24 protein-coding genes are annotated in these 24,407 nt (G+C 64.8%); 12 read left to right on the top strand and 12 right to left on the bottom strand.

The annotated features are described in order from the left end of the window. Window positions 1-134: 134 nt before the first annotated feature. From ABIA96_RS19620 to ABIA96_RS19610, 3 genes are all read left to right on the top strand, one after another. Entirely contained in the window at window positions 135-419 is a 285-nt protein-coding gene (locus ABIA96_RS19620) for a hypothetical protein (protein WP_354138690.1), read from the top strand. A gap of 161 nt (window positions 420-580) precedes the next feature. Beyond that, entirely contained in the window at window positions 581-1,564 is a 984-nt protein-coding gene (locus ABIA96_RS19615; RefSeq protein ID WP_354138689.1) for a hypothetical protein, read from the top strand. Between the two features lie 63 nt (window positions 1,565-1,627). Then, window positions 1,628-1,912 carry a TonB-dependent receptor plug domain-containing protein gene (locus ABIA96_RS19610; RefSeq protein WP_354138688.1) on the top strand — a complete coding sequence of 95 codons (285 nt, stop codon included), beginning with the start codon at window positions 1,628-1,630 and terminating at the stop codon, window positions 1,910-1,912. Between the two features lie 14 nt (window positions 1,913-1,926). On the opposite strand, the gene ABIA96_RS19605 is transcribed toward ABIA96_RS19610, so the two are convergent. Then, window positions 1,927-3,243, bottom strand: a complete 1,317-nt coding sequence (locus tag ABIA96_RS19605) for an alpha/beta hydrolase (RefSeq protein WP_354138687.1) — start codon at window positions 3,241-3,243, stop codon at window positions 1,927-1,929. 50 nt (window positions 3,244-3,293) lie between these two features. Between ABIA96_RS19605 and ABIA96_RS19600 the strand changes: the two genes are divergently transcribed. After that, a complete protein-coding gene (locus ABIA96_RS19600) occupies window positions 3,294-3,440 on the top strand; it encodes a hypothetical protein (protein ID WP_354138686.1) in 147 nt (48 codons plus the stop codon). 67 nt (window positions 3,441-3,507) lie between these two features. After that, the gene (gene blaBJP / locus ABIA96_RS19595; protein WP_354138685.1) at window positions 3,508-4,398 is read left to right on the top strand and encodes a BJP family subclass B3 metallo-beta-lactamase; all 891 of its coding nucleotides are present in this window, start codon (window positions 3,508-3,510) and stop codon (window positions 4,396-4,398) included. A 185-nt stretch (window positions 4,399-4,583) separates the two neighbouring features. On the opposite strand, the gene ABIA96_RS19590 is transcribed toward blaBJP, so the two are convergent. Genes ABIA96_RS19590 through ABIA96_RS19555 form a run of 8 tightly spaced genes read right to left on the bottom strand, consistent with a single transcriptional unit; the run spans window position 4,584 to window position 12,970 of the window. Further along, entirely contained in the window at window positions 4,584-5,303 is a 720-nt protein-coding gene (locus ABIA96_RS19590) for an ABC transporter ATP-binding protein (protein WP_354138684.1), read from the bottom strand. Next, entirely contained in the window at window positions 5,296-6,051 is a 756-nt protein-coding gene (locus ABIA96_RS19585) for an ABC transporter ATP-binding protein (protein ID WP_354138683.1), read from the bottom strand. The genes ABIA96_RS19590 and ABIA96_RS19585 overlap by 8 nt, the downstream gene beginning before the upstream one ends. After that, window positions 6,048-7,046, bottom strand: a complete 999-nt coding sequence (locus ABIA96_RS19580) for a branched-chain amino acid ABC transporter permease (protein WP_354138682.1) — start codon at window positions 7,044-7,046, stop codon at window positions 6,048-6,050. The genes ABIA96_RS19585 and ABIA96_RS19580 overlap by 4 nt, the downstream gene beginning before the upstream one ends. Further along, window positions 7,043-7,918, bottom strand: a complete 876-nt coding sequence (locus tag ABIA96_RS19575; protein ID WP_354138681.1) for a branched-chain amino acid ABC transporter permease — start codon at window positions 7,916-7,918, stop codon at window positions 7,043-7,045. The genes ABIA96_RS19580 and ABIA96_RS19575 overlap by 4 nt, the downstream gene beginning before the upstream one ends. 10 nt (window positions 7,919-7,928) lie before the next feature. Further along, entirely contained in the window at window positions 7,929-9,170 is a 1,242-nt protein-coding gene (locus ABIA96_RS19570; protein ID WP_354138680.1) for an ABC transporter substrate-binding protein, read from the bottom strand. Window positions 9,171-9,204: 34 nt separating this feature from the next. Further along, window positions 9,205-11,580, bottom strand: coding sequence for a xanthine dehydrogenase family protein molybdopterin-binding subunit (locus ABIA96_RS19565; protein ID WP_354138679.1), 2,376 nt, complete (start codon window positions 11,578-11,580; stop codon window positions 9,205-9,207). Further along, a complete protein-coding gene (locus ABIA96_RS19560; RefSeq protein ID WP_354138678.1) occupies window positions 11,577-12,113 on the bottom strand; it encodes a (2Fe-2S)-binding protein in 537 nt (178 codons plus the stop codon). Before ABIA96_RS19560 ends, ABIA96_RS19565 begins: the two co-directional genes overlap by 4 nt. Continuing rightward, window positions 12,110-12,970, bottom strand: a complete 861-nt coding sequence (locus ABIA96_RS19555; protein WP_354138976.1) for an FAD binding domain-containing protein — start codon at window positions 12,968-12,970, stop codon at window positions 12,110-12,112. The genes ABIA96_RS19560 and ABIA96_RS19555 overlap by 4 nt, the downstream gene beginning before the upstream one ends. Window positions 12,971-13,222: 252 nt before the next feature. On the opposite strand from ABIA96_RS19555, the gene ABIA96_RS19550 reads away from it, so the two are divergent. Then, complete coding sequence (locus tag ABIA96_RS19550; protein WP_354138975.1) at window positions 13,223-13,843, top strand: TetR/AcrR family transcriptional regulator; 621 nt, start codon at window positions 13,223-13,225, stop codon at window positions 13,841-13,843. Here ABIA96_RS19550 and hutU read toward each other — a convergent pair whose 3' ends face one another. Genes hutU through hutI form a run of 3 tightly spaced genes read right to left on the bottom strand, consistent with a single transcriptional unit; the run spans window position 13,844 to window position 18,295 of the window. After that, window positions 13,844-15,514, bottom strand: coding sequence for a urocanate hydratase (gene hutU / locus ABIA96_RS19545; protein WP_354138677.1), 1,671 nt, complete (start codon window positions 15,512-15,514; stop codon window positions 13,844-13,846). A gap of 10 nt (window positions 15,515-15,524) precedes the next feature. Next, the gene (gene hutH, locus ABIA96_RS19540) at window positions 15,525-17,084 is read right to left on the bottom strand and encodes a histidine ammonia-lyase (RefSeq protein WP_354138676.1); all 1,560 of its coding nucleotides are present in this window, start codon (window positions 17,082-17,084) and stop codon (window positions 15,525-15,527) included. Continuing rightward, window positions 17,081-18,295, bottom strand: coding sequence for an imidazolonepropionase (gene hutI / locus ABIA96_RS19535; protein ID WP_354138675.1), 1,215 nt, complete (start codon window positions 18,293-18,295; stop codon window positions 17,081-17,083). Before hutI ends, hutH begins: the two co-directional genes overlap by 4 nt. 99 nt (window positions 18,296-18,394) lie before the next feature. On the opposite strand from hutI, the gene ABIA96_RS19530 reads away from it, so the two are divergent. The 6 genes from ABIA96_RS19530 (at window position 18,395) to ABIA96_RS19505 (ending at window position 24,382) form a co-directional block, all read left to right on the top strand. Continuing rightward, on the top strand, window positions 18,395-19,753 hold the full coding sequence (locus tag ABIA96_RS19530; protein ID WP_354138674.1) for a formimidoylglutamate deiminase: 1,359 nt from the start codon (window positions 18,395-18,397) through the stop codon (window positions 19,751-19,753). Continuing rightward, window positions 19,750-20,478, top strand: a complete 729-nt coding sequence (hutC, locus tag ABIA96_RS19525; RefSeq protein ID WP_354138673.1) for a histidine utilization transcriptional repressor HutC — start codon at window positions 19,750-19,752, stop codon at window positions 20,476-20,478. The genes ABIA96_RS19530 and hutC overlap by 4 nt, the downstream gene beginning before the upstream one ends. Window positions 20,479-20,584: 106 nt before the next feature. After that, on the top strand, window positions 20,585-21,529 hold the full coding sequence (locus ABIA96_RS19520) for an ABC transporter substrate-binding protein (protein ID WP_354138974.1): 945 nt from the start codon (window positions 20,585-20,587) through the stop codon (window positions 21,527-21,529). Between the two features lie 72 nt (window positions 21,530-21,601). After that, window positions 21,602-22,375 (top strand): ABC transporter permease, encoded by a 774-nt coding sequence (locus ABIA96_RS19515; protein ID WP_354138973.1) that lies wholly within the window; start codon window positions 21,602-21,604, stop codon window positions 22,373-22,375. Beyond that, window positions 22,372-23,157, top strand: a complete 786-nt coding sequence (locus tag ABIA96_RS19510) for an ABC transporter ATP-binding protein (protein WP_354138672.1) — start codon at window positions 22,372-22,374, stop codon at window positions 23,155-23,157. Before ABIA96_RS19515 ends, ABIA96_RS19510 begins: the two co-directional genes overlap by 4 nt. Further along, window positions 23,150-24,382, top strand: coding sequence for a Zn-dependent hydrolase (locus ABIA96_RS19505; RefSeq protein ID WP_354138671.1), 1,233 nt, complete (start codon window positions 23,150-23,152; stop codon window positions 24,380-24,382). Before ABIA96_RS19510 ends, ABIA96_RS19505 begins: the two co-directional genes overlap by 8 nt. The last annotated feature ends 25 nt before the right edge of the window (window positions 24,383-24,407 follow it).

Below are 24,407 nucleotides of genomic sequence, written 5' to 3'. Positions count from 1 at the left end.
GCCAAACAAACCGGTTGCGAAAGGGAAGGCCCTCACGCCTGTCTCACGGCCGTTGAAACCCGCGTGAACTGCGGCGCGATCATGCAGCGGCGCGGAATATCGCCCGTTCCACCTGATCCAGTCGATGGAACGGTTTGGAGCGTGCCATGACAAAGACAAGCATCGTCGCCGCCTTGCGGCTTATTTTGTCGCTTGCGATCGCTGGCCCGGCGCAGGCCTGGCCTGAACAGTCTCCAGGCATCGACTGCGCGTGGGGCGGCGAACCAACGGAATGCGAAGCGCTCACCATGGCGCTCGCCCACAAGCACGCCCTCGCGCATTCGCATATCCGCAGAGCGGGGCACGCGGCCATCCCGCTTGCGTCAACGCACCAGCCGGATCGCGACGAAGATCCGCTGGCTTCGATGCATTTCGAATGAACGCTATGGCGCGAGGCTGTGCAGATGTTCTGCAATTGGTCCCGCCCAGATTGACAGGGGTGTGACGGCCGGGGCAATTTTTCACATTGCTGGCGAATCAGCGATTGCCTACGGCCTGCGTACCTCTTGGACAACTCCCAGTGCTTTCGAGACTGATATCGTTGCTGAGCCGCATCTCTGCGGTGAAATGGGCGTTCAACCGGCTTCGGCCTCCGCCGCACAGCGGCAGTCTCGACGTGGCGCCGATTGATATCAGTGTTGGCAAGGATTCATCCCTGGAGACACCGGCAGAGGCAGAGCCTGTCGTCGTGGAAGAGCTTCTGCCCTCTCAGGTTGAGGATGAGAGCGAGCCGGTTGATGCTACCGAACTCATCAGCAGCGATCCGCCTGAGGAACTTCTTAAGACTGTCGAACCCGAAATTGTGGAAGAGGCGCCGGTCTCGTCTATCGAGGCCGGGGCGGTCGATGCTCGCGAGCCCGTCATCAGCTGCGATGCGCCTCCGGAACTCCTGGTCGATGTTGAACCGGTCGTCGCCGAGCAAGTCTTCATCACGCCTGCCGAGACGGCGACGGTTCCGGTTGCGCCCTCCGAGCTCGTCGCCGAAGACGAACCTACCGTTTCCGTCGAAAGCGAACCGGTCGTCGCCGTCGAGACGCCCGCTGTCTTGGTCGACACCGAAACCTCCGCGCCTGTCGTCATTGAGGCGAGCATCGACAGCGAGCCCGCTCCCGGCGTCGCCGCAGAGATCGAACCGGATACGGCGCCCGTATCGCCCGCCCCGATGAACCCCAGCGCGCCGAAGGCTCTTGCAAAGAGCGTGGAGCCCGCCGATCGCACCGCGTTGATCCGGCAACGCTGGGCCGAGACCGGGATCAGGATGTGGAATCCGCGGCTTCACGGCACCGGCGATGCCACGCTGAATATCCAGGGGCGCATCGGGCTGCTGCCGCCCGAATCCGGCGAGACGATGCCGCGCTACGACAAGCTCGAATTCAAGATGCTCGGCGGCCAGATCGTCTGCGAAGGCGTGATCGTCGAGGCACCCGTGCATGCGGGCCAGCGCAGCTTCACCCGGCTCGCCGAGCCGCGTGGTGCCGATCGCACCCGCGAGCCCCTGCTGGAACGCCAGCCCGCCCTCGCCTGATCGTTTTCCTCTGCGATGACGCTCCCGATATGCTAAGCTGACGCCCTGGATATGGGAGATCGCATGTCCGCAAAATTGCAAAGCCTGATCGTGATCGCCGCTCTCAGCGTTTCACAAGGCGCGCTCGCCGCGTCCGGAAAACGGGCACGCCACGTCCATGCGGCACCGCCCGCCACCGATCCGGCTGCCCCCTACAAGGCCAACCGGCTCTCGTCCTCGCGCGGCGAGACCATTCTCGACACGCCCGGCCAGACCACCGTGCTGACGCGTCAGGCGCTCGACGACATGAACGCAACGAGCCTGCGTGACGCCATGCGCTCGACCGCCGGGGTGACGATCGGGCGCTGAGCTGCGCTTCGCGCTCAAGGGATCGGATAGCCCTTCCAGACCCATTCCAACGCGGCCGGCAGCGTTTGCGCGATCGTGGGACGATCGACATGCTTGGCGTTGCGCACGAACAGGAACTGGTAGTGGTAACCCTTCTCCGCCAGCACCTTGGCCATCAGCTCGTTCGATAGGGTCCAGTCGTGCATGCCATCGGGAATGGTGGGATTGGGATAGTAGAGGTCCTGGTCGCCGCCGAAGTACCAGAAGCGGATCGGCTTGGTCGGCGCGGCGACGATCAGCGGCACGCCGGGCGGCTCGGCCGGCGTCAACACGCCCGCCTTCGAGATCAGGTTCGGGCTCGCCGGCCCCGTCCACGCGCTGTGATATTCCCAGGCGCCGCCGCGCAGTGACGGATCATGCGGCCATTGCTGGTTGACCATGGTCGGCGAGAACGCCAGCACGCGGTGATAGAGATCAGGATAGAACCACGCCATGGTGAAGGCCGCAGCGCCGCTCGAGCTCAGCCCCATGGTGGCGCGGCCATCGGGATTTTTGGTCAGCTTGACGTCCGCGTTGGCCTCAACCAGCGGCAGCACCTCGCGCTCGACGAATTGCGCATAGGCGCCCGACACAGCGTCATATTCGCGGCCGCGCTGGCTTCCCTGCGCGTCCTGCCCGCCATTGCCGATCTGGATCGCAATCATCGGCGGCACGCGCCGCTGCGCGATCAGATTGTCGAGCGTGGTGGCGAGATCCTTGTAGGCAGCGGAGCCGCCGTCGCCGACCACGATGAACGGCGCCTCGGTGCCGCGTACATATTGCGCCGGCACATAGACGTCGATGGTGCGCGACCAGATGCCGGGATGGCTGGTGGTGACGATCATGTTGGACTTGTCGTCCGGCGCGGTCACGGTCGTCATGATCGAGGAATTGGTGCAGCCGGCGACGTCGTCGCGGATCAGGCCGGGATTGTAGATCGTGCTCTCCTTCGACGAGAGCGTGAAGGATTTGGTCGTACCGCGCGGCACGCCCTCTTTCGCGATGGTTTCGGGCGCCGGATTGTGGGTGGGGCCGATGATGAAATTGCCCTCGGCACCCGGCGGCGGCAGCGTACCGTCTGGCAGCTCGGTCGCGCGCGGATAATTGGGGTTGGAGGGATCGCGCGTCGGCGGCGCGGTCTTGAAGTCGAGGCCGGTGGTGTCGATGAAGAAGGGCGCCGCCTTGTCGGTGCTGTTGGCGCCCGGCGGCACGGCCATGTTCTGGGTCACGCAAGCCGGCTGCGCCGATACGATCGAAGTGAAGGAGACGACGGAAATCAGCGTCCCCGCGAGGACGGATAATGATCTAGCCATGTGAGCTCCCGGTGATGACGGGTCTTGCTGGCCCGTCTTGAAGCAAAAGTATGACGGGCGGCCCGGGCGCGGTCAACGCGATAGCCCGCATTGCAAAAAGCGCCGCCATGCTCAAACCGGACAGCGACTATTATTCCGCGCATGACGCGGAGTTTTTCGCGCGTGCAGCCGTTGCTGCGGCATCGCGCAACATCTAGCGTGCGGCTGGTCGATCGGCGGGCCTCACCCGCGGTCGCAAGACAACAACATCAGGGAGGACAATCCATGAGAAGGCTCACGGCCGCGCTTTGCGCGCTGGCACTTTTCGCACCAGCTGCGCAGGCGCAGACCATCAAGGACTTCCTGGCGGCGGTCATGGTGAAATGGACCGCGCCGTTCGAGCCGTTCCATCTCATCGACAACATCTATTACGTCGGCACTGACGGCATCGCCGTCTATGTCATCAAGACGTCGCAGGGGCTGATCCTGATGGACACCGCGATGCGGCAGTCGACCGGCATGATCAAGGACAACATCGCCAAGCTCGGCCTCAAGGAGGCCGACATCAAGATCATTCTCAACACCCATGCCCATCTCGACCACACCGGCGGCTTTGCCGAAATCAAGAAGGACACCGGGGCGCAACTCGTCGCCGGCGAGCGCGACAAGGCGCTGCTCGAAGGCGGCTATTATCCCGGCGACGAGAAGAACGCGGACCTCGGCTTTCCGCCGGTGAAGGTCGATCGGGCGGTGAAGGAAGGGGACAAGGTCACGCTCGGCGACACCACACTGACGGCGCACGAAACGCCCGGTCATTCGCCGGGCTGCACCAGCTGGGAGATGACAGTGAAGGACGGCGGCCAGGACCGCGAGGTGCTGTTCTTCTGCAGCGGCACCGTTGCGCTGAACCGGCTGGTCGGCCAGCCGACCTATCCCGGCATCGTCGACGACTACCGCGCGACCTTCGCCAAGGCCAAGGCGATGAAGATCGACGTGCTGCTCGGGCCGCACCCTGAGGTCTATGGCATGCACGACAAGCGCGCCCAGCAGATCAAGAGCGAGACGCCAAATCCGTTCGTGAAGCCGGGTGAGCTTGCGACCTACGCCACCGGCCTGTCGGAGGCCTTCGACCAGGCGCTCGCCAAACAGACGGCTGCGCTTCAGTCAGCAAAGTGAAGGCCGCCGCCGCGACACTTGGCAGCGACACTTGGCAGATGTACGCGGCCGAGGACGCGATCTCATCCAGGGTTGTTATTTCTCAGAACCCATGCCGGGCGCTGCGATCGACGACTACCTCGCGAACGAACGGCAGCGGCTCGACGGGGAAGTCGCGCGCAGGGCCAAGGTTGTTGCCTGAGGACTCACACCGCGCAATAGCGCTCCTGTATATCCTTGTCCGCGAGCAGCGCGGCAGCACTGCTCTCGTGCACGACCTCGCCCTGATCGATGATCACGGCGCGGTCGGCCAGGCGTAAGGCCCATTCGACATTCTGCTCGACCAGCAGCAGCGTCTTACCTGCGTCGCGCAGGCGGCGGAACAGCGCGCCCATCTCCTCGACCAGCACCGGCATGATGCCCTCCGAGGGCTCGTCCAGCAGGATCATCTTAGGGTCGGCGATCAGCGCGCGGGCGATGGCCAGCATCTGCTGCTCGCCGCCGGACAGCGTCACGCCCTCCTGGTCGAGCCGCTCCTTCAGCCGCGGAAACGTCTCGGCGATCTCGTCGATCGCGGCGCGCTCCTCGATCTCGCGGCCGGCGGCGACGAGGCCGAGCCGAAGATTCTCGCGCACGGAGAGGCCGGGCACGACGCGGCGCTCCTCGGGCACGTAAGCGAGGCCGAGATGAAAGCGCTGATGCGCGCGCAGGGGCAGCAGTTCCCTGCCCGCAAAGCGCACGCGGCCGGTCGCTTTTGGCATCAGGCCCATCATCGTCCGCAGGGTCGTGGTCTTGCCGGCGCCGTTGCGACCGACGAGCGCAACCACCTCGCCCTCCTTCACGTGCAGGGAGATGCCGTGGAGGATGTGACTCGCACCATACCAGGCGTGAAGATCATTGATTTCGAGCAGCGCGGTCTCAGCCATAGCCTTCACTCTGTCCGAGATAAACCCGGCGGACCTCCGGATTGCTCCTGATCTCGTCGGGCGCGCCGTCCGCCAGCAGCCGACCGTGATGCAGCACCACGACGCGCTTGGACAGGCCCAGCACCATCTTCATCTTGTGCTCGACCAGCAGCACGGTGCGCCTGTCGGCGAGCCGCTCAAGCAGCGCGACCATGTCCTTGGTCTCTTCCGGCCCCATGCCGGCGGTCGGCTCGTCGAGCAGCAACAGCTCCGGCTCGGAGGCCAGTGCGATCGCGATCTCCAGCGCCCGCTGCTGGCCATGCGACAGGAATTTTGCCAGCGCGCCGCGCTTGCCGAGTAGCCCTACCGCGTCGAGCGCGGCATCGGCCTTGGCATTGAGCTCCGGCAGCTGCGCGCGGTTGCGCCAGATGTCGTAGCTCACCGTGAGCGCCTGCGCTGCCACGCGCACATTCTCGTGCACGGACAGGTCCGGGAAGATGTTGGTGATCTGGTAGGAGCGCGAGATACCCTGATGCACAAAGCGGTGCTGCGGCAAGCCGTTCAGCTCGCGCCCGCGGAAATGCAGCTTTCCCGAGGTCGGCGTCAGCGCGCCAGAGAGGATGTTGAAGAAGGTGCTCTTGCCGGCGCCGTTCGGCCCGATGATCGAGGTGAGCTGTCCCACCGCAAAGGACACGGTAATGCCCTCGAGCGCGACGAAGCCGCCAAAGTGCTTGCCGATCCCTTCGGCGCGAAGCAGCTCACCGCTCATGGCCGCGTCTTTCCGATGCCGAGCGTGTCGAGCAGCGTCCCCCATATGCCCTTGGGCAGGAACAGCACGAACAGCACGAAGATCGTCCCGACAAAGAGCTGCCAATGCGGCGTCCAGACCGAGATGACGTCCTCCAGGATCAGAAACGTGGCGGCGCCGACGAAGGGCCCAAAGAAGCTGCGGGCGCCGCCGAGCAGCACCATCATCACGATCATGCCCGAGGTCTGGTAGTGCAGCATGTCGAGCGGCACGATCGACAGATGCAGCGCCAGCATGCAGCCGCCAAGCGAGGAGATCGCCCCCGACAGCATGAATACGATCAGCTTGCTGCGCTCGACATTGTAGCCGCAGGCCCGCGCCCGCTGCTCGTTCTCGCGGATCGCCTCGATCACCGCACCGAACGGCGAGTTCAGGATGCGCGACTGGAACCACATGGCCAGGGCGGCGAGAGCCATCAGCACATAATATTTGTTGACGGGGTCGAGGAAATTGACCGGGAGCCCAAACAGGCTGATGTGGTCGACGGTGAAGCCGCGCAGACCATTCTCGCCGCCCGTGAAGGACGAGGCCTGGAGCGCGATATAATAAACGAGCTGCGCCAGCGCGAGCGTCACCATGGAGAAATAGATGCCGCGGGTGCGCGTCGAGACAATACCGATCGCCCCCGCAAGGCAGGTGCTGAGGAGCATGGCGATCGGCACCGCCGCGAACCAGGGCACGCCATAGCGGCCGATCGCAATTCCCGTAAAATAGGCACCGGCGCCGAAGAACGCCGCCTGGCCGAACGACAGCAGTCCCGTGTAGCCGAACAACAAATTGTAGCCCATCACCACGACGCCATAGATCAGCACATTGACGGCCAGCGCCTGCGATGGCAGCAGCCATGGCAGCACGGCCAGTACCGCGATTGACAGCAGCACGCGCTGCTCGAGAAGCCAGCCGAGCCCGCTGGACGAAGGTTTGGCGACCGCTTCGCCGCTCGATGGTACCGTCACGCGGTCCTCCCTCTCACGCCGAACAGGCCTTGCGGGCGGATCAGCAGCACCACCGCCATCAGCGCGAACATGACGATGGTCGCCATTTCTGGCGCGAACAATGCGACAAGGCTGATGGAAATGCCGACCATAAGGCCGGCGACGACGGCGCCGACGATCGAGCCTAGTCCGCCGATCACGGTCACCACAAAGGCCTCCGCCAGCACCAGCGAGCCCATCTCCGGATTAACGCTGCGCATGGGACCTGCGAGCACACCGCCGAGCGCGGCGAGCCCGACGCCAAGCCCGAAAATCGCAAGCCAGACCCGGCCGATATCGACGCCGAGCACCTGCATGATGGTGGGATCGCGCGCGCCGGCACGCACGATGAGGCCGATGCGGGTTTTCTCCAGCGTCAACCAAAGCACCAGCAGCACCACCGCCACCAGCGCAATGACGAACAGACGGTAGCGGGGAAAGAAACCGACGCCGAGATCGAGCACGCCGACCAGTTGCGGCGGGGTCGGAAACGGGATGCCGTCGCTGCCGAACACGATCCGTACGCCCTCGACCAGGATGTAGCTGAGGCCGAAGGTGAGCAGCAGCGGATCGTCGATCGAACGTCCATAGAGCCTGCGGATCAGGACGAACTCGATCAGCATGCCGAAGGCGCCCATCAGGATGGGCGCCAGCAGCAATCCCCACCAGAAGCTTCCGGTGAGAGAGGCAAGATAAAGCCCCGCATAAGCCCCGATCATGAACAGCGCACCATGGGCGAAATTGACCACCCCGAGCATGCCGAACACGATCGTCAATCCGAGCGCAGTGATCACCAGGACCGCCCCAAGGGCGATCCCGGAGAGAAGCTGCATGATGATCAGCGACAGGTCCATCGGTTAAGACTTAGGTGGCGTGGCCGAGTTCGCTGCAGCTGCGCAGCATATCGTCCGAGCCCGTGTCGTTGGCGAGAATGGCGAACAGATCGTTGTCGTTCGCCATGGCGGACTTCTTTTTGGACTCCAGTACCAGCACCGACTGCACCGACTGGTGGTCGCATCTGCGGTAATGCTGCGGGCCCTTGGTCAGATCATATTGCAGTTTCTCCAGGGCATCGACGACCTTGTCGGTGTCGGTGCCACCCGCGGTCTGCATCGCTGCCAGCAACGATCCGACGCCGGAATAGCCGTAGGCGCCGTAATCAGTCGGGATCGCGCCACCATTGGCACCCTTGAACGCCGCGTTGAAAGCGGCCGCCGACTTGCTCTGCGACTCCAGGCCCCAATAATAGTTCGCGCCGCCGACCACGCCCTCGAACACGTCGGGGCCGACGGCGAGACGCTGGTTGTGCAGGATCACGGGGACCACGATCTTCATCTGCTGCTTGACGCCGAAATCGACGGCTTGCTTGATCGCGTTGGCCTGGTCGCGGCCGAAATTGGAGATGCAGAGCACGTCCGGCCGCATCGACATCAGGCGCGGCATGAAGGTCGAGTAATCAGCGGCACCAAACGGATGCAGGATCTCGCCGACGTTGTCCGCACCGATCGCAGTCTGTGCCCGCTTGAAACCGCGCAGCATCTCATGGCCGTAGGCATAGTCCGCGACGAGATGAGCGACCTTCATGCCCTTCTTCAGCGTCTGCCCCGCCACAGCGGCGGTCGTCATGTGCGGGTTCAGCGCCTCGTGGAAGGTGTATTTGCTGAAATCCTTGACCTCGTTGATGGTGTCGGACTGGCTGATCGAGACGAAAATCACGCCGCGGGCGCGGGTGACCTCGTTGACCGCGAGCTGCACCGCGCTGGAGAGCGCGCCAACCACGGCATGAACCTTGTCCTTCTCGATCAGCTCCAGCGTGCGGGTCGCGGCTTCGCCGGCATTGAGCTTGTCGTCGCGCACCAGCAGCTCGACCTTGCGGCCGCCAATGCCGCCCTTGTCGTTGACGAGTTTGACTGCGAGCTCGGCGCATTTGACCTGGTCGCGTGCTTCCGCTGCGAACGGGCCGGTAAGCGGCGTTGGGAAGCCTATGCGGATCGTTTCATCCGCCGCGCGGCCGAGGCGGGGCATAGCAAGCAGGGCCGCGGCTGCCGACAGACCTGCGAGAGTCGTGCGTCGGGTTATTTTCGGGGTCGAACCGGATTTTGACATGATTTCCTCCAGGTGTCTTTTTCAAGGGTTTTTTCTAGAAACGCTTCAGGGCGGTCAGGACTTTTACGGGCGTGATCGGAATCGAATTGATCGTGGCATCGAACGGCGTGAGCGCATCGTTGACGGCGTTAAGCGCACAGGCTGACGCGGCCGCCGTGCCCGCCTCGCCAACCCCCTTGGCGCCAAGCTCGGTGTCGGCCGTTGGCGTCTCGACATGCGCGATCATGATGTCCGGCATTTCCATCGGCATCGGAACGAGGTAGTCGGCGAGCGAACCGTTCGTGAGCTGGCCGGTGTCGCCGTAGCGGCACTCCTCGAACAGAGCTGCACCCAGCCCCTGCACGATGCCGCCGCGGAGCTGCTCGTCCACCAGCATCGGATTGATGACGCGGCCGCAATCCTCGACGATGAAGTGCTTCAACAGCTTGATGAACCCGGTCTCGACATCGACCTCCAGCGAGCAGCCCTGGATGCCGTTGGTGAAGGCAAAGGGATAGCCCTGCGGCGCGAAGTGATGGCTGACCGTGAGCTGCGCCTGCGTGCCCGGTGGCAGCGTGTCGGAGCGGAAATAGGCAATGCGGGCGATCTCGGAAATTGGCATCCGCTGGTTCTGGGTCGCCGCGTCCACCACTTGGCCATCGACGATGTCGAGCGCCGATGGCTGCTCTTGAAGAATGAGCGCGGCAATCTCCAGAATGTTGCGCTTGAGCGCTCGCGTCGCCTGTAGCGCGGTTTCGCCGCCGATGCCGGCGCCGCGGCAGGCCCAAGTGGCGCCGCCATGTGGCGTCACTTCCGTGTCGCCGGTGATGACCTTGACGTGTTCCTGCGCGAGGCCGAGCTGATCGGCGACGATCTGGCTGATGATCGCCTCGGTGCCCTGCCCCTGCTCGGTGACAGAGATCAGGCAGCGCACTTCGCCCGACGGCGTCAGACTGAGAATAGCGCCGTCCTGCGAGGAGATGCGCGCGCCGCCGACGCCGTAGAAGGCCGGACTGGGATTGGTGATCTCGACGAAGGTTGCAATACCGATGCCGCGATAGACACCACGCTCGCGCAAGTCGGCCTGCTCGGCGCGTAGCGCGTCATAGTCCATCATCTCGTACAAGCGTTTCAAGCACGCCTGATGCGACAGCGCCTCAAAGCGGTAGCCGGTCGGCGAGGTCTGCGGATAGGCATCGTCGGCGATCACGTTCTGCGCGCGCATCGCGAAGGGATCGAGGTCGATCTTGCTTGCTGCCATGTCGACCAGCCGCTCAGTAACGGCGCAGGCGATGGGATGACCGACGGCGCGATACTGGCTGGTCTGCACCTTGTTCTGGAAGATCACTTCCAGCGTGGCGCGATAGTTCTTGAAGCGGTAGGGCGCACCCATCAGGCGGATCACCTGGTTGCCCTCGACCACGCTGGTGCGCGGATAGGTCGAGAAGGCGCCGATCGCGGTCAAGTCCAGCACGTCCATCGCCAGGATCTCGCCCTTGGCATCCAGCGCCATGCGGGCGCGGACGCGATGGTCGCGAGCGTGGATGTCGGAGACAAAGGACTCGATGCGATCGGCGACGTATTTGACGGGGCGGCCGAGCAGGATCGAGAGGCCGACCACCGCCATGTCCTCGTGATAGACATGCAGCTTCATCCCGAAGGAGCCGCCGATGTCGGTCGCGATCACCCGAACGCGGGGCTCTGGGATGCCGTAGTGTCGCGAATAGAGATCCTGGAACTGATACGGCGTCTGCGTGGCGTGATGCACGGTGAGCATGCCGGCAGAAGGATCGTAGTCGGCGACGATGGCTCGCGGCTCCAGCGTCACCGCAGTGTGGCGGCCGAAGGTGAATTCTTCTTCCACCACGTGGGCGGCATGCGCGAAGGCATCGTCGACCGAGCCATTGTCGAGCTGACTGCGGAAGCAGACATTGTTAGTGCTGCCGGGATTGATCAGCGGACCGTTGGCCTGGCGCGCAGCGTCGATGTCGACGACGAGAGGAAGGTCTTCGTAGTCGACATCGATCAGCTCCAGCGCATCCTCGGCAACCGCCCGGCTCTCGGCGACCACCGCGACCACCGCCTGCCCGGCCCAGACCACGCGATCGAGCGGCAACGGCAATTGCGGCGCCGAGGTCATGCCCTTGAAATGGTCGAGCGTCCCAATCCAGGGCGTGCATAGCTTGGCGAGATCAGCGCCCGTCGCCACGAAATGCACGCCTTCGAGCGCGCGGGCCGCGTCAGTGTTGATGGCAAGTATCTTCGCATGCGCATGCGGGCTGCGCAGGAACGCGGCATAGAGCATGCGCGGCAGCCTGAGGTCGCTGATGTAACGCCCGCGCCCGGCCAACAGCCGCTTGGCGTTGGGCCGCGGCACGGAGCGGCCGATATGGGAGTTCGGACGGTCGAGCGAGGTCAGCGGCGCGCTCATGCTGCGCCTCCGCTTGTGCTGCGTGCCTTCGTACGTTCCTTGGCCACCGCGTCGATCGCATCGACGATCGCCTCATAGCCGGTGCAGCGGCAGTAATTGCCCGATAGCGCGTCGCGGATGTCCTCGCGGCTCGGCCGCGCCACCTGCGAGAGTAGCTCCTGCGCGTTGACCAGCATGCCCGGGGTGCAGAAGCCGCATTGCAACGCATTGCGGCGATGGAATTCGGCCTGGAGATCGGCGATCACGCCGCTCTCGGTGAGGCCCTCGATGGTGTTGATGCTCGCGCCATCGGCTTGCACGGCGAACATCAGGCAGGAATGCACGGCGCGGCCGTCGAGCTGCACCAGGCAGGCGCCACAGGCGCCCATCTCGCAGCCGGCATGGGTCCCGGTCAGCTCGAGCGCGTTGCGCAGGCAATCGACCAGCGTCTCGCGCGGTGCGACCTCGCAGGCGACCTTGCGGGCGTTCACAATGAAGCGGACCCGCATGGTCGCCTCATTGTCGTCCAGCAGGCTCTCGTCAAAGCCGCTCATGCGCCCTCCTTCAAACGCCCGAGCAGGCGTCCCAGCAGCACGCGCGCGAGATGCAGCCGCATGGCGGGCGGAACCTCATCGCTGTCCGGCGGCGCGAGATCGCGTTCGAGCGCGGCCTGTGCGGCGACGATACGTTCGGCGTCCAGGCTCGATCCGATCAGGGCGGCTTCCGCTCCCATCGCGCGTGTCGGCGTATTGCCGACCGAGAAGAAGGATATGCGGATGCCGTCGATGCGGTCGCCTGTGCAAGTCGCAAGCATGCCGCAACCGACCAGCGCATAGTCGCCGCGCCGGCGCGCCAATTCGTCGAACGCAAAGCGCTGATCGGCCTTGAACAGCGGAACGTGGACCGCGGTGATCAGCTCGCCGGGCTGCAACGCGGTCTCGAACAGATCGAGGAAGAAGTCGTCGGCCTTGACGCGCCGGGTGCCCGAAGAGCCGGCGATCTCGATCTCTGCATCGAGCGCCAGCGTCATCGCGGGAAATTCGGACGCGGGGTCGGCGAGCGCGACGCTGCCACCGAACGTGCCGCGGTTGCGGATCGCGGGATGGGCAACGAAGGGCGCCGCGGCGTGCAGTAACGGCGCGAACTCGGCGATCAACGGCTCGCTGAGCATCTCGCAGTGGCGCGTTAGCGCACCGATGCGCAAGTAACTGCCTTCGCGCCGGACGCCGCGCATCTCGTCGATGTGGGTGATGTCAATCAGAAGCCGCGGCGCCTGCAGCCGCAGTGACAGTACCGGCACGAGGCTCTGGCCGCCGGCGATAAAGCGCGCGTCGTCGCCAGCGCGCGCGTGAGCATCCAGCGCCTGGTCGATCGTCGCAGCACGAAAATAGCTGAAAGCCCTCGCCTTCACCGCTGTTTCCTCAATATCCATCGGCTCATCAGCCGGGATGCCAGATTTGTAACCATCTGGTCTCAAAATCCTGACACGCCGCCGGAGAGCGGTCAACAGGAAATGACCATTTGGTCACAAATGCACCTTTAGGCTAAGAAGGCAGAAGAGATCGCGATTCACGGCACAATGGCGAAAACGACGCAGAAGACGGCAAAACGACCGCGGCGGCGGACCGAGACGCGCGAGGCGACCGCGCCAAAGCGCCGCAACATGCGCGCGGCCGACCGCGAGCGCGCAATCCTCGACGAGGCGATCCGCTTCTTTGCCGAGCGCGGCTTCGAGGGCCAGACCCGCGAGCTCGCCAAGCGCATGGGCATCACTCATTCGGCGATCTATCGCCACTTCCCGAGCAAGGAAGCGCTGATCGAGCGGGTCTACCAGGAGGTCTATCTCAGCCGCTGGTCACCCGATTGGGGCCCTCTGATCCGCGACCGCTCACTCTCGCTGGAGGCGCGGCTCACACGCTTCTATCTCGACTATGTCGAACGCGTGTTCGAATACAATTGGGTGCGGATCTTCGTCTCGTCCGGCATGAAGTCGTTCGGCATCACCGGCCGCTATCTCGACATCGTGCGCCGCGAGATCATCGAGCCCGCGGCGGCCGAGCTGCGCCACGATTTGAAGCTGCCAGATGCGAAGGCCCATCCGCTCGGTGAACGCGAGACCGAGCTGTTCTGGGGCCTGCACGGCCGCATCTTCTATCTCGCCATCCGCAAATTCGTCTACGAGACGCCGATCCCGTCCGATCTCGACGCGATCGTGCGCGATGCCGTCCAGACGTTCATGGATGGCGCGAAGACCACGATGCCCATGCTCCTGGTGCGCGACTGACTACTTCGCCAGGCTCGGCAGATCGAGCCCCTCGGCACGGGCGCAGTCGATCGCGGTGTCGTAGCCCGCGTCCGCATGGCGCATGACGCCGCTGGCCGGATCGTTCCACAGCACGCGTTCGATGCGCTTGGCGGCCTCCGGCGTGCCGTCGGCGACGATCACCATGCCCGCATGCTGCGAATAGCCGATGCCGACGCCGCCGCCATGATGCAGCGACACCCAGGTCGCGCCGCTGGCACAATTGAGCAGCGCATTGAGCAAGGGCCAGTCGGATACCGCATCGGACCCGTCCTTCATCGCCTCGGTCTCGCGGTTCGGGCTGGCCACCGAGCCGCTGTCAAGATGATCGCGGCCGATGACGATCGGCGCCTTCAACTCGCCGCGCGCGACCATCTCGTTGAAGGCGAGACCCAGCCGATCGCGATCGCCGAGCCCAACCCAGCAGATCCGCGCCGGCAGGCCCTGGAACTTGATGCGCTCCTTCGCCATGTCGAGCCAATTGTGCAGATGCTTGTCGTCGGGCATCAACTCCTTGACCTTGGCGTCGGTCTTGAAGATGTCCTCGGGATCGCCTGACAGCGCGGCCCAGCGGAACGGGCCGACGCCGCGACAGAACAGCGGACGGATATAGGCGGGCACGAAGCCGGGGAAATCAAACGCATTCTTGAGGCCCATGTCCTGCGCCATCTGGCGAATGTTGTTGCCATAGTCGAGCGTCGGAATACCCTGCGCATGGAAATCGAGCATGGCCTGGACGTGCTCGACCATCGAGGTCTTCGACGCACGCTCCACCGCCTTCGGATCGGAGGTGCGCTTGGCCTCCCAATCGGCGAGCGTCCAACCCTTCGGCAAATACCCGTTGATCGGATCATGCGCGCTGGTCTGGTCGGTGACGATGTCGGGCTTGACACGGCGGCGCACCAGCTCGGGGAAAATCTCAGCGGCATTGCCGAGCAGGCCGACCGAAACCGCCTTCTTCGTCTGCGCAGCTTCCGCCATGATCGCAAGCGCTTCGTCGAGGGTTGCTGCCTGGCGATCGAGATAGCCAGTACGCAGGCGCATCTCGATGCGGCTGGGCTGGCATTCGACCGCAAGCATCGAAGCGCCCGCCATGGTCGCCGCCAGCGGCTGCGCGCCGCCCATGCCGCCGAGACCGGCCGTGAGAATCCATTTACCGGCAAGACTGCCACCATAATGACGACGACCGACCTCGACGAAGGTCTCGTACGTGCCCTGCACGATGCCCTGGCTGCCGATATAGATCCACGAGCCCGCGGTCATCTGGCCGTACATCATCAGGCCCTGGCGGTCGAGCTCGTTGAAATGGTCGAGCGTCGCCCAATGCGGCACGAGGTTGGAGTTCGCAATCAGCACGCGCGGAGCATCGGCATGGGTGCGGAATACGCCGACCGGCTTGCCGGACTGAACCAGCAGCGTCTGGTCATTCTCGAGCTTGCGCAACGCGGCTGTGATCCGGTCAAAACTCTCCCAGTCGCGCGCGGCGCGGCCGATGCCGCCATAGACGACGAGTTCGCTCGGACGCTCCGCGACATCAGGATCGAGATTGTTCATGAGCATGCGGAGCGGCGCCTCCGTCAACCAGCTCTTGGCGCTGATCTCGCTACCGCGGGGAGCGCGGATGGTGCGGTCGTTGTCCAGTCGGCGGTTCATGGGGACCCTCTTAGTCAAGTCTCGGAAACGGATCAGTTGGAAGCGCAGCGAGCGCCACGGCCGGCAGTGCATCGGCTTCGATCAGCGCGGCGGCCTTGGCGAGATCGCCGGCCATGTAACGGTCAGCACCGAGCGCGGGCACCTGCTCGCGAAGCAAGGCGATCACGGCAACAAGCGGCGCGCTCGTAGCATGCGGAGCCCGCAGCGTGATGCCTTGCGCGGCAACCAGAAGCTCGATGCCCAAGATCGCGGCTAGATTGTCGGCCATGTCGGAGAGACGTCGCGCGGCATGAGCAGCCATCGAGACGTGATCTTCCTGATTGGCGCTGGTCGGCGTTGAATCGATCGAGCAGGCAGCCGCGCGCTGCTTGTTCTCGGCATAGAGTGCAGCCGCCGTCACCTCGGCGATCATGAAGCCGGAATTGATGCCGGGGTCCGGCGTCAGGAACGGTGGCAGGCCAAAATTGAGTGCGGGATCAACCAACGTCGCGATCCGCCGCTCGCTGATCGCGCCGATCTCCGAGAGTGCAAGCGCGATCGTATCGGCGGCAAAGGCCACCGGCTCAGCGTGGAAATTGCCGCCGGAGACGATCTCGCCGGTCTCGACCAGCACGAGCGGATTGTCGGTGACGGCATTCGCCTCGACGATCAGCGTGCGCGCGGCCTGCGTGATCAGGTCAAGCGCGGCGCCCGCAACCTGCGGCTGGCAACGCAGGCAATAGGGGTCCTGCACGCGTTCGTCGCCTTCGAGATGCGACAGGCGGATATCGCTGCCGTCGAGCAACGCGATCAGCGTTGCGGCCGCGGCGACCTGCCCGGGATGGCCGCGCAGCACCTGGATCTCGGGGCGGAACGGCGCCGTCGAGGCCATCGCCGCATCGACCGACAGCGCGCCGGTGACGAGTGCCGCACGCAGCAGGTTAAATGCGCGCAGCACACCGGCAATGGCATAGGCGGTCGAAAACTGCGTTCCGTTGATCAGCGCGAGCCCCTCCTTGGGGCCGAGCGTCAACGGCGCAAGGCCGGCAGCCGCTAGCGCCTCGCTGCCGGATATGATCTTGCCATCGACGATCGCCTGTCCTTCGCCAATCATCACCGCCGTCATATGCGCAAGCGGCGCGAGATCGCCGGAGGCGCCGACCGAGCCCTGCTGTGGCACCAGCGGATACACGCCCCACGCCAGCATGGCCTGGAGCTGCTCGATGACCTCGCGGCGGACACCCGAGGCGCCGCGGCCAAGCGAGACGATCTTCAGCGCCATCATCAGGCGCACGATCGGCTCCGGCGTGGCCGGGCCGACGCCGCAGCAATGCGAGACGATCAGGTTGCGCTGCAGCAGCGCAGTCTGGTCCGGCGGAATCCGCTTCGAGGCCAGCTTTCCAAATCCGGTGTTGATGCCATAGACGGGTGCTGTGGCCTCAGCGGCCTTCGCGACGATCGCTGCAGCCGCATCGACGCGCGACCAGAACGCGGCATCGAGCACGACGGGCGCGCCGGCAAGCACGCACGCAAGATCGTCGAGGCTCACCGTTCCCGGCTTGACGACGATCGCTGCGCCTGGCCCGGTCACTGGCCCCTCCACACCCGGCGATGCAGCGGATTGAAGCCGATGCGGTAGACGAGCTCGGCGGGCCGCTCGATGTCCCAGATCGCGAGATCGCACCATTTCCCGGCTTCCAGCGTGCCGGTCCCATCGAGCACACCGAGCGCCCGCGCGCCTTCGCGGGTGATGCCGGACAGGCATTCGGCAACATTCATCCGGAACAGGGTCGCGCCCATGTTCATGGCGAGCAACAGCGAGGTCAGCGGCGAGCTGCCCGGATTGCAGTCGGTCGCCAGTGCCATAGGAACGCCGTGCTTGCGGAACGCATCGACCGGCGGCCTCTGCGTCTCGCGAATGAAGTAGTAGGCGCCGGGCAGCAGCACCGCCACGGTGCCGGCCTTGGCCATCGCAGCGGCACCGGCTTCGTCGGTATGCTCCAAGTGATCGGCCGAGAGCGCGGAGAATTGTGCAGCGAGCGAAGCTCCGCCGAGGTTTGACAACTGGTCCGCATGTAGCTTGACCGGCAGCCCAAGCCCCGTTGCCGCCTCAAACACCCGCGCGGTCTGCTGGGCCGAGAACGCGATGCCCTCCATGAAGGCATCAACGGCATCGGCAAGGCCGGCCTTAGCGACGGCGGGCAACATTTCGTTGCAGACGAGATCGATGTAACGATTCTTGTCGCCGTCGGCCTCAGGCGGCAGTGCATGCGCGCCGAGAAACGAGGTGCGGATTGCAACGGGCCGCTGACGGCCGAGGCTGCGCGCGGCGGTCAGCTGGCGCATCTCGGTCTCAGGGTCCAGGCCATAGCCAGACTTGATCTCGACCGTCGTGGCTCCCTCGCCGATCAGCGCATCGAGCCGCGGCAGCGCGCTCGCGACCAGCTCGGTTTCGCTTGCCTTGCGGGTCGCGGCCACCGTCGAGACGATGCCGCCGCCGGCGCGCGCGATTTCCTCGTAGCTCGCACCTTTCAGGCGCAGCTCGAACTCGTGCGCGCGGTTGCCGCCATAGACGAGATGGGTATGGCAGTCGACGAGGCCCGGCGTGATCCAGCGCCCCTCGCAATCGGTCCGCTTGATGGCGTCGGCACCCGTCGGAAAATCCGCTTCTGCGCCTGCGTAGACGATGTGGCCACCGCGCGCGGCGATCACGCCATGCTCGATCTCACCGAGATCGGGACGATCGGCCCGCATCGTGGCGAGCCGGGCGTTGTGCCAGATCCGGTCCAAGCGTTCTGCCATGCCACTGTCCCTTCGCGAAGTCCCTGCGCCCTGGGAATGCTTGACTTATATGTCTAGACATATAATCGTGAGGGGGTTCTGTCCAGCCGGCGTGTCGTCATGTCCCGACTGCATTTTGCCTCCGCGCTCCTGCCTTCGGGCTGGGCCAATGACGTGCAGGTGGTCATCACCGCCGGCGCGATCGCAGCGCTGACGCCAGGCGTGGCGCCAACCGCCAGCGACGAACGCCACGCCATCGCGCTTCCGGGACTTGCGAGCCTGCACAGCCACGCTTTCCAGCGCGGCATGGCGGGACTTGCGGAGTTGCGCGGCGAGAGCACCGATACGTTCTGGACCTGGCGCGAGACGATGTATCGTTTCGCGCTGGCGATGACGCCGGATGACGTTGCTGCCGTCGCGGCACTGCTTTATGTCGAGATGCTGGAGCAGGGTTTTACCCGCGTCGGCGAATTTCACTACCTTCATCATGACCGCGACGGCTCGCCCTATGCCGATCCCGCCGAGATGGCCGCGCGCATTGCGGAGGCCGCCGAAACCTCAAGCATCGGCCTGACACTGTTGCCGAGCTTTTATGCGCACGGCTCCTTCGGCGGCGCCGCGCCGCATGACGGCCAGCGCCGCTTCATCTGCTCTGTCGATCAGTTCGCCAAGCTGATGGCTGCATCGCGCAAGGCGATCGCAACATTGCCACGCGCCAATGTCGGCATTGCGCCGCACAGCCTGCGCGCAGTCGCGCCGGACGAGCTCGCGGCCATCATTCCGCTCGCCGAAGGCGGGCCCGTGCACATTCATGCTGCCGAGCAGATGAAAGAGGTCGAGGATTGCCTGGCCTGGTCGGAGCAGCGTCCGGTGCAATGGCTGCTGCAGCACGCGCCTGTCGATCAACGCTGGTGCCTCATCCACGCGACTCACACCACGGCGGAGGAAGTTAGTGCGTTCGCGAAGACCGGTGCGGTGGCCGGCCTCTGCCCCATCACCGAAGCGAGCCTCGGCGATGGCATCTTTCCGGCGCGCGAGTTCCTCGATGCCGGCGGCTCGTTTGGTATAGGTACTGATTCCAACGTGCTGGTCGGCGTCGCCGATGAATTACGCCAGCTCGAATATGGCCAGCGGCTCAAGCATCGCGCGCGCAACGTGCTCTCACGCGGCGCAGGCCGCTCGACCGGACGTACACTGTTCGACGATGCCCTTGCGGGCGGTGCGCGGGCGCTGGCGCAACCGACAGTCGGCCTTAGCCCGGGCGCGCGTGCCGACATCGTCACGCTCGACGCTGCACATCCATCGCTGGCGGGACGCCGCGGCGATGCACTCATCGACGGCTGGATTTTTGCGGCGGGCAACGGCGCGATCGATTGCGTCTGGGCCGGTGGCAACAAGGTCGTCGAGAGCGGCCGGCACAAACTGCGTCAGACCGCGCGCGAGCGGTTCAACGCAACCGTCCGGAGGCTCGTCGCATGAGCCTCGCCACCGACGCGGCCGACAAGCCCACGCTCTACAAGCGCATCCGCGCTGACATCGAAAAGCGTATCCTGACCGGCGAATGGCCGCCCGGCCACCGTATTCCGTTCGAGCACGAACTGGTCGCACGCTACGGCTGCTCGCGCATGACAGTGAACAAGGCGCTGTCGGAACTTGCGCAGGCCGACCTGATCGAGCGCCGGCGGCGCGCCGGTTCCTTCGTGCGCCGGCCGCAGCACCAGTCGGCGGTGCTCAAGATCGCCGACATCCGGGCCGAGATCATCGCACTCGGGCGCGGTTACGGCTACGAGTTGATCAGCCGCAAGCGGCGCGCTGCGACCGCCGCCGATCGCGAGCGTCTTGGTGTCAAGAAAGCCGGCAAGGTGGTCGCGATCACCTGCCGCCACAGCGCTGACAACGTCCCTTTTGCGGTCGAGGATCGGCTGATCGATCTGTCGTCCGTGCCTCACGCCGCCACCGCGGATTTTGCACGCGAGCCGCCCGGCTCGTGGCTGCTTCATCATGTCCCATGGACAGAGGCCGAACATACGATCAGCGCCATTGTCGCGGATGATCGCACGGCCGAAGCGCTCGACATCGCCGTCGGTGCGCCGTGCCTCGTGATCGACCGCTATACCTGGCGCAGCGCGCGCACCATCACCGCGGTGCGCCTGCTCTATCCCGGTGACTCTCACCGCCTTGTCGCGCGATTCAAGGGAGGCTGAGAGAACGATGTCGGCACAAATCGTGCAGCGCTTCGGGCAATGGTTCCCACAGACCGACAGAGATCAACAGGACGTCAATCCATCGATCGGCAAGAGGACGACAATCATGCGTAGTTCGACAGTTTTTGCGACAATCATTGCGCTTGCGACCGCCACTCCCGTGCTCGCCGACGACATCAAGGTCGGCGTCGGCATCTCCGGATGGACAGGCTTCGCGCCGCTGACGCTGGCGAAGGAAGCCGGCATCTTCAAGAAGAACGGCCTCGACGTCACCATCAAGAAGATCCCGCAGAAAGATCGCCACCTCGCCATCGCCTCCGGCGACGTGCAGTGCGCAGCAACCACGGTCGAGACCTGGATCTCCTGGAACGCCAACGGCGTCGCGACCAAGCAGATCTTCCAGCTCGACAAGAGCTTTGGCGCCGACGGCATGGCTGTGCGCAATGACGTCACGTCGATCAAGGAGCTGAAGGGGAAGACCGTTGCGGCCTCCGCGCCCGGCACTTCGCCCTATTTCGCGCTGGCCTGGATGCTAAAGAAGAACGGCCTCTCGGTGAAGGACGTCACCGTGGTCAACCTTGAGCCGGCCGCAGCCGCGCAGGCGTTCGTCTCCGGCCAGAACGATGCCGCGATGACCTATGAACCATATCTATCGACCGTGCGCGCCGCGCCCGACAAGGGCAAGATCATCGCCACCACGCTCGACTACCCGATCGTGATGGACACGTTCGGCTGCACGCCGAAGTTCCTGAGCGAGAACTCCAAGGCAGCGCAGGCGCTGGCCAACAGCTATTTCGAGTCGCTCGACATGATCGCCAAGGACCAGGCCAAGGCCTATGAGATCATGGGCGCCGACGTGAAGCAGACCGGCGAGCAGTTCGCCAACTCGGCAAAGTATCTGCGCTGGCAGGACAGGGCTGCGAACCAAAAGTTCTTTGCGGGCGACTTCCTCGCCTTCAACAAGGACGCCGCAGACCTCCTGCTCGAGATCGGCATCATCAAGGCCGTACCGAAGGTCGAGGACCTCTTCGACGCGAGCTACATCAAGTAAATCTCTCAAGAGCCGCCGGCCCCGTCTCGCGACGGGACCGGCAACCTTGTTCATCGCCCGGATAGACCGTTGATGCGTCCCCTCGATCCTGTGACGTCAAAGCAGCGCGTGGCTTACGGCCTTGCGTTCTTCGTGGTGTTCGTTGCCCTCTGGTCCTGGGCGACCTTTGGCGGCCACGTGTCGAAGGTGTTCCTCGCCAACCCGCTGACCATGGTGCAGGAAGGCGTCGACCTGCTCACCAAACAGGGCTTCCTGTTCGACATCGGCATGACCGTCTGGCGCGTTGTTGGCGGTTTTACGCTGGCAGCAATCATCGCGGTGCCGATCGGCGTTCTGATGGGCGCCTACAAGCCGGTCGAGGCATTCCTTGAACCCTTCGTCTCTTTTGCGCGCTATCTGCCGGCATCCGCCTTCATTCCGCTACTGATCCTGTGGGCCGGCATTGGCGAACTGCAGAAGCTGCTCGTCATTTTCATCGGTTCGGTGTTTCAGGTCATCCTGATGATCGCAGTCACCGTCGGCACGACGCGGCGCGATCTGGTCGAGGCGGCCTATACGCTCGGGGCCAGCGACCGCGGCATCATCCGCCGCGTGCTGCTGCCCTCCTCTGCGCCCGAGATCGCGGAAATCCTGCGACTGGTGCTGGGCTGGGCCTGGACCTACGTCATCGTCGCCGAACTGATCGGCTCGTCCTCCGGCATCGGCCATATGATCACCGACAGCCAGGCGCTGCTCAATACTGGTCAGATCATCTTCGGCATTATCGTGATCGGGCTGATCGGCCTCCTCTCGGATTTCCTGTTCAAGGCGTTCAACGCGTGGCTGTTCCCCTGGAGGCTCGCATGACGACGCTGAAGATCGAGCAGGTCTCGCGAACCTTCCCCGCGCGCCACGGCAACGCGCCGACCAGGGCGCTGGAGCCGGCTGATCTCATCATCGGCAACAACGACTTCGTCACCATCCTCGGCCCGTCAGGCTGTGGCAAGTCCACGCTGCTGCGCATCGTCGCTGGCCTTGACCGTCCGACCAGCGGGCGCGTCACGCTCGATGGCCGCGAAGTCACCGGCCCCGGCGCCGATCGCGGCATGGTGTTCCAGTCTTACACGCTGTTCCCCTGGCTCACCGTGCGCGAAAACATCGCCTTCGGGCTACGCGAGCGCGGCGTGTCCGAGGCGGAACGCAACAAGATCGCCGACGCCTTCATCCGCCAGGTCGGACTCTCCGGCTTTGAGAACCACTGGCCGAAGCAGCTTTCCGGCGGGATGCAGCAGCGCACCGCGATTGCGCGGGCGCTTGCCAACGATCCGAAAATCCTGCTGCTCGACGAGCCCTTCGGCGCGCTGGACAACCAGACCCGCGCCTTGATGCAGGAAATGCTGCTCGGCATCTGGGAGCGCGACCAGAAGACCGTTCTGTTCGTGACCCACGACATCGAGGAAGCGATCTTCCTCGGCAGCCGCGTCATCGTGATGAGCGCGCGTCCCGGCCGGATCAAGGCGGAGATTGCGATCGACCTGCCGCATCCGCGCTCCTACAAAATCAAGACCACGCCTGAATTCGTCCAGCTGAAAGAACGGTTGGTCGAGGAGATCCGCACCGAGGCGCTGAAGGTTGCCGAACATGCCTGACACCCAGCCGCGTGCCGATGGCGAGCGCGTTCTCGCCGATCTCAATGCGCTCCGCGCCTTCGGCACCTACAAGACCGGCGTGCACAAGCCAACCTTTTCCGAACCGCACAAGCAATCGCTGGATTGGTTGGTGCAGAAGCTACCCGAGGCCGGACTCGCGGGCGTGATCGACGGCATCGGCAATGTCCTCGGCACCAGTGCAAAGCCCGGACCGAAATTGCTGGCCGGATCGCACCTCGAGAGCCAGAACTACGCTGGTTGGCTCGATGGCCCCCTCGGCGTCGTCTATGCGCTCGAGGCCGCGCGCGTGCTCAACACGGATCTCTCGGTCAAAGGTGCGGTCGAAGTCGCCGCGTGGTGTGACGAGGAAGGTCATTTCGGCAGCTTCCTCGGCTCGCGCTCCTATGTCGGGCAGGTGACCGAAGCGGAGATCGACGCCGCGCGCGACCGCACCAATGGCCGCACCATGCGCGACGCGCTGACCGACATGGGGCTTGCCGGACAGGCCCGTGTCGCCGCCGAGCCGAGACGGCACGTCGGCTATCTCGAGGCGCATATCGAACAGGGCGACACGCTCGAAAGCGGCAAGCTCGCGATCGGCGTCGTGACCTCCATCGTCGGCATCTGGCAGTACCGCATCAATTTTGCGGGCGAGCAGAACCACGCCGGCACGACACGCATGGCCGTGCGCAAGGACGCGGGCCTGGCGCTGGCGAAATTCTGCGTGGCGGTCGACGAACGTTTCCCGGCGGCTTGCGGACCGCGCACGGTCTGGACCACCGGCCGCATCACGCTCGATCCGGGTGCACCGAGCATCATTCCCGGCGCTGCCGAGATGCTGTTCCAGATCCGCGACGACAACCCGGCCGTGATCGCGCGGCCGGAGGAGCTGCTGCGGACGATGGCGGACGAGGCCAATGCCAAAGGCCCCTGCACCGTGACGGTAGATCGGATCCGCGTGGGCGCGCCTGCCATGATGGATTCCCGCTTGCAGGATGCGATCGACGCTGCGAGCAAGACACTGGCCGGCGGACGATCGCTGCGCATGCCGAGCGGCGCCGGCCACGACGCGCAGATGCTCGCGACCATCATGCCCGCGGGCATGCTGTTCGTGCCCTCGATCGGCGGCATCAGCCATCACTGGACCGAGAACACCGCCGATGCCGACATCGTCACAGGCGCGCAGGTCTTCGTCGACGCCTGCCGGCGGATTCTTGGTGGCTAGAACGACGTGCCGCCGCCAGACCTGA

The organism is Bradyrhizobium sp. LB11.1, from assembly GCF_040549385.1.
Classification (GTDB): Bacteria; Pseudomonadota; Alphaproteobacteria; order Rhizobiales; family Xanthobacteraceae; genus Bradyrhizobium.
Note: the sequence above shows the minus strand (reverse complement) of the source record. Positions and strands in the feature narration are given on the sequence as shown.